6 protein-coding genes are annotated in these 12879 nt (G+C 60.5%); 4 read left to right on the top strand and 2 right to left on the bottom strand.

The window, feature by feature from the left end:
• Window positions 1-252 precede the first annotated feature (252 nt).
• A complete protein-coding gene (locus AAEZ09_RS02955; protein WP_045061895.1) occupies window positions 253-2946 on the top strand; it encodes a sensor domain-containing phosphodiesterase in 2694 nt (897 codons plus the stop codon).
• A 175-nt stretch (window positions 2947-3121) separates the two neighbouring features.
• On the top strand, window positions 3122-3769 hold the full coding sequence (msrA, locus tag AAEZ09_RS02950) for a peptide-methionine (S)-S-oxide reductase MsrA (RefSeq protein ID WP_045061896.1): 648 nt from the start codon (window positions 3122-3124) through the stop codon (window positions 3767-3769).
• Between the two features lie 138 nt (window positions 3770-3907).
• Here msrA and AAEZ09_RS02945 read toward each other — a convergent pair whose 3' ends face one another.
• Together AAEZ09_RS02945 and putP are read right to left on the bottom strand one after the other, a co-directional pair.
• Entirely contained in the window at window positions 3908-4744 is an 837-nt protein-coding gene (locus AAEZ09_RS02945; protein WP_045061897.1) for a 23S rRNA (adenine(2030)-N(6))-methyltransferase RlmJ, read from the bottom strand.
• 179 nt (window positions 4745-4923) lie between these two features.
• Window positions 4924-6408: a sodium/proline symporter PutP gene (gene putP, locus AAEZ09_RS02940; RefSeq protein WP_045061898.1), complete on the bottom strand. Its 1485-nt coding sequence runs from the start codon at window positions 6406-6408 to the stop codon at window positions 4924-4926.
• Between the two features lie 463 nt (window positions 6409-6871).
• On the opposite strand from putP, the gene putA reads away from it, so the two are divergent.
• A complete protein-coding gene (gene putA / locus AAEZ09_RS02935) occupies window positions 6872-10822 on the top strand; it encodes a trifunctional transcriptional regulator/proline dehydrogenase/L-glutamate gamma-semialdehyde dehydrogenase (RefSeq protein WP_350598073.1) in 3951 nt (1316 codons plus the stop codon).
• Window positions 10823-11035: 213 nt separating this feature from the next.
• Complete coding sequence (locus AAEZ09_RS02930) at window positions 11036-12838, top strand: acyl-CoA dehydrogenase (RefSeq protein ID WP_045061900.1); 1803 nt, start codon at window positions 11036-11038, stop codon at window positions 12836-12838.
• The last annotated feature ends 41 nt before the right edge of the window (window positions 12839-12879 follow it).

Raw genomic sequence — 12879 nt, 5'->3', positions numbered from 1 at the left:
CTGTTGCAGAGAATCGATATTCCGTTGCGCTGCCCCCCGGATCGCAGCCCTGGGTGCTGCGATTCTTTAGGGCCGAAATAATACTTTCGACCCGCAACTGCAGAATTCCCAATCCCTGCCGACATATTCTTATAGCACTTGGCCTCCATCTCTCTTGTCAGTCGGTGTCGCAATGATGCAACCTTGCGACACGCAACAGAAAAGAGGGCGCGAGCCCGGCGCGACCAGTACTTTCGCAGCGAGTCTCCCTTCATGAAAAGCCAACCCGATGCCGCCAGCCGTATGGCGGCCGAGGTAGTGACGCAATTGCCTGTGCCCTCGCGGCTCGGCATGCTGCGTTTCGAGCGGCTGAATGAAGCCAGCTGGGCGATGCTGTTTCTCGACCCCAACTGCGAACGACAATTTGGCCTGGCGGCGGTTGAGCTCTGCTCCCTGATCAGTTCGCCCTATGCCAGCCTGATGGAGCCGCAAGCGCGCCATCAGCTGCATGATGCGATTCAGCAGCAGCTCACCGAAGCCTCCAGTTACCTGATCCGCTATACCCTGCACACCCCCGCCGGCGCCTTGAAGCTGCTGGAGCTGGGCGAAGCATTCAAACAGCACAACCGACAGCTGTTGCGCGGCTACCTGCTGGTGGTGGACGAACTGTTCGAAGGCAACCCTCTACTGGCCGCATTGGACCTGGAAACCCAGAACTCGCGCCTGCAAATCGCCCTTGAACTCAACCAGCGCACCCAGCAGGAACAGCTGATGCACCTGGAACGAGTGCGTGCGCAGCAAGACTTGATCCTTCTGCTGACGCGTCAGCGCTACACCAGCATCAACTCCCTGCTGGAAGCCGCCGAGCTGATCACCCGCAGCGCCTGTGATATGTACGAGGTCGATTGCGCCAGCCTGTGGAACCTTGAGGGGGCGATGCTGGTACCGATCTCGGCCTATCACCGCGCGAGCCAGAAGCATCAACTGCCAGACCCGATCGATGTCAGTGGTTTCCCTGACTATCTGGAAGCCCTGCACACCGGCCGCGCCATCGACGCCCACAATGTCATGCGCGACCCGCGCACCCGCGAGCTGGTCGAATGCCTGCAACCACGGGATGTCATCGCCATGCTCGATGCCAGCGTTCGGGTCGACGGCCAAGTGGTCGGGGTGCTATGCCTGGAGCAGAATGCCACCGCCCGCGCCTGGCAGTCGGACGAAATAGCTTTTGCCGGCGAGCTGGCGGACCAGTTTGCCCAAGTGATCAGCAATCACAACCGCCGCACCGCCACCAGTGCCCTGCACCTGTTCCAGCGGGCAGTCGAGCAGAGCGCGAACGCCTTTCTGCTGGTCAATTGCGATGGCATCGTGGAGTACGTCAACCCCAGCTTTACCGCGATCACCCAGTACAGCACCGAGGAGGTTCACGGCCAGCAACTGTCCCAACTGCCGGCCCTGGAAAACCTCAGTGAATTGCTGTTTGACGCGACTTCAGCGCTGGCCAAGAGCAACAGCTGGCAGGGCGAATTCAAAAGCCGACGCAAGAACCTCGAACCCTACTGGGGCCAGTTGTCGATCTCCAAGGTGTACGGCGACAACCGCGAGCTGACGCATTACATTGGCATTTACGAAGACATCACCCAGAGCAAACTCGCCCAGCAGCGAATCGAACGTCTCGCCTACACCGACAACCTGACCAACCTGGGCAATCGACCCGCCTTCATCCGCAACCTCGACGAACGCTTCGCCCGGGATACCGATACGCCCATCAGCCTGCTGCTGGTGGACATCGACAACTTCAAGCGGATCAACGACAGCCTCGGCCACCAGACCGGCGACAAGCTGCTGATCAGCCTCGCCCGCCGCCTGCGCAACAGCCTGAGCCCCAGCGGCAGCCTGGCGCGCTTTGCCAGCAACGAATTCGCCGTGTTGCTGGACAACACCGACCTCTGCACCGGCCAACAGGTCGCCAACCAGCTGCTGGCGACGCTCGACAAGCCAATGTTCGTCGACAACCAGCTGATCAGCGTCACCGGCTCCGTGGGCCTGGCGTGCGCGCCACTGCATGGCCGCGACCCGCAGACGCTGATGCGCAACGCTGGCCTGGCGCTGCACAAGGCCAAGGCCAACGGCAAGCATCAGGTTCAGGTGTTCACCGAGGCATTGAATGCCGAGGCCAGCTACAAACTGTTCGTCGAGAACAACCTGCGTCGCGCCCTGACCCAGAATGAACTGGACGTGTTCTACCAGCCCAAGCTGTGCCTGCGCAGTGGGCGCCTGCTGGGCATGGAAGCGCTGCTGCGCTGGAACCATCCAGACAAGGGCATGATCCGCCCCGACCAGTTCATCAGCGTCGCCGAGGAAACCGGCCTGATCATCCCGATCGGCAAATGGATCGCACGCCAGGCCTGCCGCATGAGCAAAGACCTGACTGCCGCCGGCCTGGGCAATTTGCAGGTGGCGATCAACCTGTCGCCCAAACAGTTCTCCGACCCGGACCTGGTGGCATCCATCGCCAATATCCTCAAGGAAGAAGCGCTACCGCCCAACCTGCTGGAGCTGGAACTGACGGAAGGCCTGCTGCTCGAAGCGACCGAAGACACGCACTTGCAACTCGACCAGCTCAAGCGCCTGGGCCTGACCCTGGCCATGGATGACTTCGGCACCGGCTATTCGTCGCTCAGCTACCTGAAAAAATTCCCGATCGATATTATCAAGATCGATCGAAGCTTCATCCACGAAATCCCGGACAACCAGGACGACATGGAAATCACCTCCGCAGTGATCGCCATGGCCCACAACCTGAAGCTCAAAGTAGTAGCCGAAGGCATAGAGACCGCCGAGCAGCTGGCCTTCCTGCGCCGCCACCGCTGCGACGTCGGCCAGGGCTACCTGTTCGACCGGCCAATCCCGGGCAGCGAGCTGATCGAGAAGCTCAAACGCTATCCGCGCGGCCCGATTGCCTGAGACGCCCATGCGGGAGCCAGCCTGCTGGCGATAGCGTCGTGTCAGCCAGCATCCACGTCATTGACGTACCGTACTGCGAGCAGGCTCACTCCTACAGGGGTAGTGCGTTAACGGGCATCATTGGGCACACTGGTGGTCTACCTATTTACATCCAACCTGACTGAGAGGACTGATCATGGTTCTGCGCTCGGAAATACTGGTGAATAAAAACGTGCTCCCAACTAAAGAACAAGCTCTGCCTGGCCGCGAAACCCCTATGTCCCTGCCGGAGAAACATTTCGTCCACGACGCGCCGCTGCTGGGCCCGTTCGTCACCGACGTGGATTTCGCGATCTTCGGCCTGGGCTGCTTCTGGGGTGCGGAACGCAAATTCTGGCAGCGCGAAGGCGTGGTCAGTACGGTGGTCGGTTACGCCGGCGGCTTCACACCCAATCCGACGTACGAAGAGGTCTGCTCAGGCCTGACTGGCCACAGCGAAGTGGTTTTGGTGGTCTACGAGCCGGCGAAGGTCAGCTACGAAGCGCTGCTGAAAATGTTCTGGGAGCTGCACAACCCGACTCAAGGCATGCGCCAGGGCAACGACATCGGCACGCAGTATCGCTCGGTGATCTATGCCACCAACCCGACTCAACTGGAAGCGGCCAAGGCCAGCGCAAAAGTGTTCCAGGCTGAGCTGACCAAAGCCGGTAAAGGCACCATTACCACCGAAATCGAAGAAGCACCGACGGTCTATTTCGCCGAGGCGTATCACCAGCAGTACCTGGCGAAAAACCCTGAAGGGTATTGCGGGATCGGCGGCACTGGCGTGACTTGCCCGATCTGATCGGACACCGCTTCCCCCTGTAGGAGCCAGCTTGCTGGCGATGGTCGTCAACGATAACGCGGGAAACCTGATACCCCGCAGTGCTCACTGGCTTCTCGCGAGCAAGCTCGCTCCTACACGGGTGTTTGATCGCCGCTATTATTCGGCGATCAACCAATCCATCTGCCACCCGCCCTGGGTCTGCCCAAGCTTTTGCGACAACCACGGCAGCAACTCGCGCAACTCCTCCTCAAGCCCCCACGGCGGATTGGCAATCGCCAGCCCGGAGCCATTCAAGCTGTTCGGCGTATCCAGTGGATGCACCAGCAACTCTACCCGCAACAACTTCGGCGCGCCGGTGCCTGCGAGGTCTTGATAGAAGCGCCGCAACATGCGCTGGTCCTTGACCGGATACCAGATCGCAGCCACCGTCTGGCGCATCCGGCCAATAGCCTCTTTCAGCGACGCCGCACAGCGCTGCATCTCATCCAGCTGCTCGAACGGCGGGTCGATCAACATCACCGCACGCTTCTCCTGCACCGGCAACATCGCCCTAGGCACATGCCAGCCCTCGCCCAGGTGCACTTTGACCCGTCGATCGCCGGCCATGTTGTCCTTAAGCAACAGGCCATCCTCGGGGTGCTTCTCGTTGAGCATCACCCGATCCTGCGGTCGCGTAAGACGCCGCGCCAGTTCCGGCGATCCCGGGTAATAGCGCAACTGGCCATCCGGGTTCATGTCATGCAACACCTTCATGTAATCGGCGGTCAATGCCGGCAAGTCCGGTTGATCCCAAAGACGCGCAATGCCTTCAAGGTACTCGCCGGTTCGGCTGGCCTGATCACCCTGCAGGTCATACAGGCCGATACCGGCGTGGGTATCGAGATAGGCAAACGGCTGCTCCTTGCGCGACATCAGGGCGATGAGGCGGGTCAAGGTCAGGTGTTTGAACACGTCGGCGTGATTGCCGGCATGGAAGGCGTGACGATAATTCATGATTGCTCCTGCGCAGGCCGGCAAGTTTACCCTGTACCGAGCGTAACGTCAGGGCTTCGCGGCCGAGCGGGCTGAGCGCGACCACTTCGCGCCTCGGGGGCATAAAAAAACGGCCCACCTCCAGAGGAAGCGGGCCGTTTTTCGTGTTCGGCAAAAGCTCAGAGCATCAGCTCATCGCATTACTTGTTCAGGCGGAAATCTGCCTCGGCTGCGGCGAAGCGCTGCAGCATGCCTGCCGTCGGTGCGCCGAGCTTGCTGACGATGTAGATCGCCAGGCTGGCGAAGATAAAGCCCGGGATGATTTCGTACAGGCCCAGCAGTTCGAAGTGCTTCCACACGATCACAGTGATCGCGCCAACCAGGATACCGGCCAGCGCGCCGTTGCGGGTCATGTCTTTCCAGATCACGGAAATCAGCACAACCGGACCGAACGCAGCCCCAAAACCTGCCCAGGCGTAGCTCACCAGGCCCAGTACGCGGTTTTCCGGGTTGGCGGCCATCGCGATGGCGATCAGGGCAACCAGCAGCACCATGGCGCGGCCGACCCAGACCAGCTCGACCTGGGAAGCGGATTTACGCAGGAAGGTCTTGTAGAAGTCTTCGGTCAGGGCGCTCGAGCACACCAGCAGCTGGCAGCTCAGGGTGCTCATCACAGCCGCGAGAATGGCCGACAGCAGTACACCGGCGACCCATGGGTTGAAGAGGATTTTCGCCAGCTCGATGAACACGCGCTCTGGGTTTTCGGTCACGGGACCGGCCACTTCAGGGTGCGCAGCGAAGTACGCAATGCCGAAGAAACCGACAGCCACGGTGCCACCCAGGCACAGGATCATCCAGGCCATGGAGATGCGACGCGCCTTGGCGATCGACTTGACCGAATCCGCCGCCATGAAACGCGCGAGGATGTGCGGCTGGCCGAAGTAGCCCAGGCCCCAGCCCATCAGCGAGATGATGCCGATGAAGGTGGTGTTTTTCAGCATGTCGAAGTTGCTTGGATCTTGCGCTTCGATAGCCAGGAACGTGGTGTCGACGCCGCCGGTGGCCAGCAGCACGATGATTGGCGTCAGCAACAGGGCAAAGATCATCAACGTGGCTTGCACGGTGTCGGTCCAGCTCACTGCCAGGAAACCACCCACGAAAGTGTAGGCAATAGTCGCCGCAGCACCGGCCCACAGCGCAGTCTCGTAGGACATGCCGAAGGTGCTTTCGAACAGACGGGCGCCAGCCACGATGCCGGACGCGCAATAGATAGTGAAGAACACCAGGATCACAACCGCCGAGATAATCCGCAGCAGGCCGCTTTTGTCTTCAAAACGGCTGGAGAAGTAATCCGGCAGGGTCAGCGCATCGCCGTTGTGCTCGGTCTGCACACGCAGACGGCCGGCGACGAACAGCCAGTTCAGGTAGGCACCGATGATCAGCCCGATGGCGATCCAGCTTTCGGAGAGACCGGACATGTAGATAGCGCCCGGCAGGCCCATCAGCAACCAACCGCTCATATCGGAGGCGCCGGCGGACAATGCGGTTACCACGCTGCCCAGACTACGACCGCCCAGAATGTAGTCGGAAAGGTTGTTGGTGGAGCGATAGGCCATTAAGCCGATCAGCACCATTGCTGCGATGTAGATCACGAACGTGATCAGGGTTGGATTGCTAACGCTCATTAAGTTACGCCCTGGCTTTGTTTTTATGTAGCGGCGGTTTTGGCTAACCGCTCGCAAACGACGACGTTTGACAGACGATTGTGTATCCCGCGCATTTATGACTGATGTTTCCCCAGGAAAGCCATCAGCCGGCACACCTGACTTTGGAGCCGGTTGCACCTTCGCCGCGAATGCTATTCAACAAAGCAAATAAGGTGCAACCTGTTTCTAGCGAATAAGTTGCACCTAGTCGGAATTATTTGCCAAATGCCGTTTCTTGCTCCCTTTTAGGGCGGTTTTCAACGATTGCTATAAGTAAAAGCACCAAGCAGGAGCAGTACCTTCGTACCGGAATTTATTTCCTGACGAACTGCCTGTAATTCCGACAAAAAAAGGGTTGCACCCGGTTGCACCTCGATCAGCGCAGGGCTAATCTTGCCGCCAGCTGATGCCACGCAGTTGTGGCAAACATGAGGATAAAAATATGGCTACCACCACTCTTGGGGTCAAACTTGACGACCCGACCCGCGATCGCCTGAAGGCTGCCGCGACCTCGATTGATCGCACGCCGCACTGGCTGATCAAGCAGGCCATCTTCAATTACCTGGAGAAACTCGAGGGTGGTGCAACCCTGACCGAACTGAACGGCTTGACCAAGGATTCCGACGACTCTGTCGATGCGCCTCTGGATCATGCTCATCAGTGCTTCCTGGAATTTGCTGAAAGCATCCTGCCGCAATCGGTACTGCGCGCCTCGATCACTGCCGCCTACCGCCGCCCTGAGCCAGAAGTCGTGCCGATGCTGATCGAGCAGGCTCGCCTGCCAGCGAGCATGGCCGAAGCCACCAACAAACTCGCCGCCTCGATTGCGGAAAAACTGCGCAACCAGAAGAGCGCCGGCGGCCGGGCCGGGATTGTCCAGGGCCTGCTGCAGGAATTTTCCCTGTCTTCCCAGGAAGGCGTGGCACTGATGTGCCTGGCCGAAGCGCTACTGCGTATCCCGGACAAAGGCACACGCGACGCACTGATCCGCGACAAGATCAGCACTGGCAACTGGCACCCGCACCTTGGCAACAGCCCTTCGCTGTTCGTTAACGCTGCCACCTGGGGCTTGCTGCTGACCGGCAAACTGGTCTCCACCCATAATGAAGCCGGCCTGACTTCGTCCCTGAGCCGCATCATCGGCAAGAGCGGCGAGCCGATGATCCGCAAGGGCGTCGACATGGCCATGCGCCTGATGGGCGAGCAGTTCGTCACCGGCGAAACCATTGCTGAAGCCCTGGCCAATGCGAGCAAGTTCGAAGCCAAGGGCTTCCGCTACTCCTACGACATGCTCGGTGAAGCCGCGCTCACCGAGCACGACGCGCAGAAATACCTGGCGTCGTACGAACAAGCCATCCACTCGATCGGCAAAACATCCCACGGTCGTGGGATTTATGAAGGTCCGGGCATCTCCATCAAGCTCTCGGCACTGCACCCGCGTTACAGCCGTGCACAGTACGAGCGCGTAATGGAAGAGCTGTACCCGCGCCTGCTTTCGCTGACCTTGCTGGCCAAGCAGTACGACATCGGCCTGAACATCGATGCCGAAGAAGCCGACCGCCTCGAGCTGTCGCTGGACCTGCTGGAGCGCCTGTGCTTCGAGCCGCAACTGACCGGCTGGAACGGCATCGGCTTCGTGATCCAGGCTTACCAGAAACGTTGCCCTTACGTGATCGACTACGTGATCGACCTGGCTCGTCGCAGCCGTCATCGCCTGATGATCCGCCTGGTGAAAGGCGCGTACTGGGACAGCGAAATCAAGCGCGCACAGGTCGAAGGCCTGGAAGGCTACCCGGTCTACACCCGCAAGGTGTACACCGACGTGTCCTACATCGCTTGCGCCCGCAAATTGCTGTCGGTGCCAGAAGTCATCTACCCGCAATTCGCCACGCACAACGCCCACACCTTGTCGGCCATTTACCACATCGCCGGGCAGAACTATTACCCGGGTCAATACGAATTCCAGTGCCTGCACGGCATGGGCGAACCGCTGTATGAGCAGGTTGTGGGCAAGGTTTCCGAAGGCAAGCTGAACCGTCCGTGCCGTGTGTATGCACCGGTCGGCACCCACGAAACACTGTTGGCGTACCTGGTACGTCGCCTGCTGGAAAACGGCGCGAACACCTCGTTCGTCAACCGCATCGCCGACCAGTCAATCTCGATCCAGGAGCTGGTGGCCGATCCGGTAGCCAGCATCGAGCAGATGGCTACGCTGGAAGGCGGTTTCGGCCTGCCACACCCGCGTATCCCGCTGCCGCGTGACCTGTATGGTGCCGAGCGCGCCAACTCCAGCGGCATCGACATGGCCAACGAACATCGCCTGGCCTCGCTGTCCTGTGCACTGCTGGCCACCGCTCACAACAACTGGAAAGCCGCGCCGATGCTCGGTTGCGCGTCCAGCACTGAAACCCCTGCGCCTGTCCTGAACCCTTCGGATCTGCGTGACGTGGTCGGCCATGTGCAGGAAGCGACGGTCGAAGACGTCGATAACGCGATCCAGTGCGCCCTGAACGCCGCACCGATCTGGCAGGCCACCCCGCCCGCCGAACGTGCGGCCATTCTGGAACGTGCCGCCGACTTGATGGAAGGCGAGATCCAGCCGCTGATGGGCCTGCTGGCCCGCGAAGCGGGCAAGACTTTCGCCAACGCCATCGCCGAAGTGCGTGAAGCCGTGGACTTCCTGCGTTACTACGCGGTACAGGCGCGCAACGATTTCACCAACGACGCACATCGCCCACTGGGTCCTGTGGTCTGCATCAGCCCCTGGAACTTCCCGCTGGCGATCTTCAGCGGCCAGGTCGCTGCAGCACTGGCGGCCGGCAACCCGGTGTTGGCCAAGCCTGCAGAGCAAACTCCGCTGGTGGCCGCCCAGGCCGTGCGCCTGATGTTGGAGGCCGGCATTCCTGAAGGCGTTCTGCAGTTGCTGCCAGGCCGTGGCGAAACCGTGGGTGCCCGCCTGGTCGGCGACGATCGGGTCAAAGGCGTGATGTTCACCGGTTCCACCGAAGTCGCACGCTTGCTGCAGCGCAACGTCGCGGGTCGCCTGGATGCCCAGGGCCGTCCGATCCCGCTGATCGCCGAAACCGGCGGCCAGAACGCGATGATCGTCGACTCCTCGGCACTGACCGAACAGGTGGTCATAGACGTCGTTTCCTCGGCCTTCGACAGCGCCGGTCAACGTTGCTCTGCTCTGCGCGTACTGTGCCTGCAGGAAGACTCCGCCGACCGCGTGATCGAAATGCTCAAGGGCGCCATGGCGGAATGCCGTCTTGGTAACCCGGAGCGCCTGTCCGTGGACATCGGCCCGGTGATCGACGCCGAAGCCAAGGCTGGCATCGAGAAGCACATCCAGGGCATGCGCGACAAAGGGCGCAATGTTTACCAAGTGGCGATCGCCAACAGCGAAGAAGTCAAACGCGGCACCTTCGTGATGCCGACCCTGATCGAGCTGGAAAGCTTCGACGAGCTGCAACGGGAGATCTTCGGCCCGGTATTGCATGTGGTCCGTTACAAGCGCAAGGACATCGACCAGTTGATCGGGCAGATCAATGCGTCCGGCTACGGCCTGACCCTGGGCGTGCACACGCGCATCGACGAGACCATCGCCAAAGTGATCGACAACGTCAACGCCGGTAACGTCTACGTCAACCGCAACATTGTCGGCGCAGTAGTGGGTGTTCAACCGTTCGGCGGCGAAGGCCTGTCGGGCACTGGCCCGAAAGCCGGTGGTCCGCTGTACCTGTACCGCCTGCTGTCGACTCGTCCTACCGACGCGATTGAACAATCCTTCGCTCGGGGCGATGCTCTCGCAGCACCGGACGTTCGTCTGCGTGACGCCATGAGCAAGCCGCTGACCGCCCTGAAAGCCTGGGCCGACAGCAACAAGTTCGCCGACCTGGCAACCTTGTGCGTGCAGTTCGCGAAGCAATCGCAGAGCGGTATTACCCGTGTTCTGGCGGGCCCGACCGGCGAACGCAACAGCTACGCCATCCTGCCGCGCGAACACGTATTGTGCCTGGCGGAAGTCGAAGGCGACCTGCTGACTCAACTGGCTGCTGTGCTGGCAGTCGGTGGTTCGGCCGTGTGGCCGGAAGCCGAATTGACCAAAGCGGTGTTCGCACGTCTGCCGAAGGACGTACAGGCTCGCATCAAACTGGTTTCCGACTGGAGCAAGGACGAGGTGGTGTTTGATGCGGTTCTGCATCACGGCCATTCAGACCAGCTGCGTGCGGTCTGCCAGCAGGTGGCCAAGCGTGCAGGTGCGATTGTCGGCGTTCATGGGTTGTCCCAGGGCGAAACCAGCATTGCCCTGGAGCGTCTGGTGATCGAGCGGGCGTTGAGCGTCAACACCGCTGCGGCAGGTGGTAACGCCAGCCTGATGACGATCGGTTAAACCGAGAAGCCGGGCACCCTTTGGGGGTGCCTGGTGTTTAGAAGCAAGATCAAAAGATCGCAGCCTTCGGCAGCTCCTGCAGAGAAATTCGATCCCCTGTAGGAGCTGCCGAAGGCTGCGATCTTTTACTTGTCCATCACCAGAATCAATCTTCCTGTTCACCCCGCCCTCCCCACGTCTAGACTCGGCCCATTCCAAAAAAGGTAGGCCGCCATGTCCGAGACGTTGCTCAGTTCCCGCAATCTGGCTTTCGAGCTGTACGAAGTCCTCGATGCCGAAGGCCTGACCCAGCGCGAGCGATTCGCCGAGCACAATCGTGAGACCTTCGATGCCGCCCTGGGCACCGCTCGCAGTATTGCCGAAAAATTCTTCGCGCCGCACAACCGCAAGGGCGACGAGAACGAACCCCGTTACGAGGACGGCCAGGCGATTCTGATCCCGGAAGTGAAGCCCGCAGTGGACGCTTTTCTCGAAGCCGGTTTCCTCAATGCCGCGCGCAGTTTCGAAGCCGGTGGCATGCAATTGCCCACGCTGTTGTCCCAGGCCTGCTTCGCGCACTTCCAGTCGGCAAACGCGGCCTCAACCTCTTACCCGTTCCTGACCATGGGCGCAGCCAACCTGATCGAAAGCTTCGGCACCGAGGAGCAAAAGCGGCGTTTCCTGCAGCCGATGATCGACGGCCGTTTCTTCGGCACCATGGCGTTGACCGAACCCCATGCCGGTTCCTCGCTGTCGGATATTCGCACCCGCGCCGAACCTGCATCCGATGGCACTTATCGGCTCAAGGGCAACAAGATCTTCATTTCCGGCGGCGATCACCCGCTATCGGAAAACATCGTGCACATGGTGTTGGCCAAACTGCCGGACGCGCCGGCCGGGGTGAAGGGTATTTCGCTGTTCATCGTCCCCAAATTCATGGTCAACGACGACGGCAGCCTGGGCAAGCGCAACGATGTATTGCTGGCCGGTCTCTTCCACAAGATGGGCTGGCGCGGCACTACGTCCACGGCGCTCAACTTCGGCGATAACGGCGACTGCGTGGGATATCTGGTGGGCAAACCGCACCACGGCCTGAGCTACATGTTCCAGATGATGAACGAAGCGCGGATCGGCGTCGGCATGGGCGCCGTCATGCTCGGCTACGCCGGCTATCTGTACTCGCTGGAATATGCGCGCGAGCGGCCACAGGGCCGGGTGCCCGACAGCAAGGATCCAAATACCGCACCCGTGGCGATCATCCAGCACGCCGACGTCAAGCGCATGTTGCTGACGCAGAAGGCCTATGTGGAAGGCTCTTTCGACCTCGGGTTGTACGCGGCGCGGTTGTTTGATGACACCACCACGCTTGAGACTGAAAGCGAGCGCAAGCAGGCTCATGAACTGCTGGACCTGCTGACGCCAATCGTCAAATCCTGGCCGTCGGAGTTCTGCCTCAAGGCCAATGAACTGGCGATCCAGATCCTCGGCGGTCACGGTTACACCCGCGAATACCCGGTGGAGCAGTACTACCGCGATAACCGTTTGAATCCGATCCACGAAGGCACTCATGGTATTCAGTCGCTGGATCTACTGGGGCGCAAGCTGGGGCAGAACGGTGGTGCGGGGCTCAAGCAATTGATCCGCCTGATCGCCAACACGGCCGAGCGTGCTCAGGCATACGAGTCGTTAACGCCGCTGCGTGAACCGCTGGAGAAGCTGGTGGCGCGCCTGCAAACCGTGACCATTGGCCTGCTGACCGACCTGGGTCAAGGCAGGGTCAACAGCAGCCTGGCCAACTCTGCCCTGTACCTGAAAGTGTTCGGGCACACGGTGATCGGCTGGCGCTGGCTGGAACAGGCGATTCGCGCCGAGGAAGGGTTGGCCAGGGGCGATGCGGCGGATGTCAGCTTCTATAAAGGCAAGTTGCAGGCGGCGCGGTATTTCCTCACTTGGGAAGTGCCGGGCTGCCACCATGAGCTGGCGATTCTTGAGACCCGGGATGATGTTTGTCTTGGGATGCAGGATGAGTGGTTTTAACCAAAGCCGAAGTAGTGCTGCTCAAATCCAATCGCGGGCAA

It is taken from the genome of Pseudomonas sp. 65/3-MNA-CIBAN-0223, assembly GCF_040310425.1.
Lineage (GTDB): Bacteria > Pseudomonadota > Gammaproteobacteria > Pseudomonadales > Pseudomonadaceae > Aquipseudomonas > Aquipseudomonas gregormendelii.
Note: the sequence above shows the minus strand (reverse complement) of the source record. Positions and strands in the feature narration are given on the sequence as shown.

What these genes read in the sequence shown, in the direction of transcription:
- AAEZ09_RS02955 (WP_045061895.1), top strand. Translation starts at nt 253, where the DNA reads ATGAAAAGCCAACCCGATGCCGCCAGCCGTATGGCGGCCGAGGTAGTG.
- msrA (WP_045061896.1), top strand. Translation starts at nt 3,122, where the DNA reads ATGGTTCTGCGCTCGGAAATACTGGTGAATAAAAACGTGCTCCCAACT.
- AAEZ09_RS02945 (WP_045061897.1), bottom strand. Translation starts at nt 4,744, where the DNA reads ATGAATTATCGTCACGCCTTCCATGCCGGCAATCACGCCGACGTGTTC.
- putP (WP_045061898.1), bottom strand. Translation starts at nt 6,408, where the DNA reads ATGAGCGTTAGCAATCCAACCCTGATCACGTTCGTGATCTACATCGCA.
- putA (WP_350598073.1), top strand. Translation starts at nt 6,872, where the DNA reads ATGGCTACCACCACTCTTGGGGTCAAACTTGACGACCCGACCCGCGAT.
- AAEZ09_RS02930 (WP_045061900.1), top strand. Translation starts at nt 11,036, where the DNA reads ATGTCCGAGACGTTGCTCAGTTCCCGCAATCTGGCTTTCGAGCTGTAC.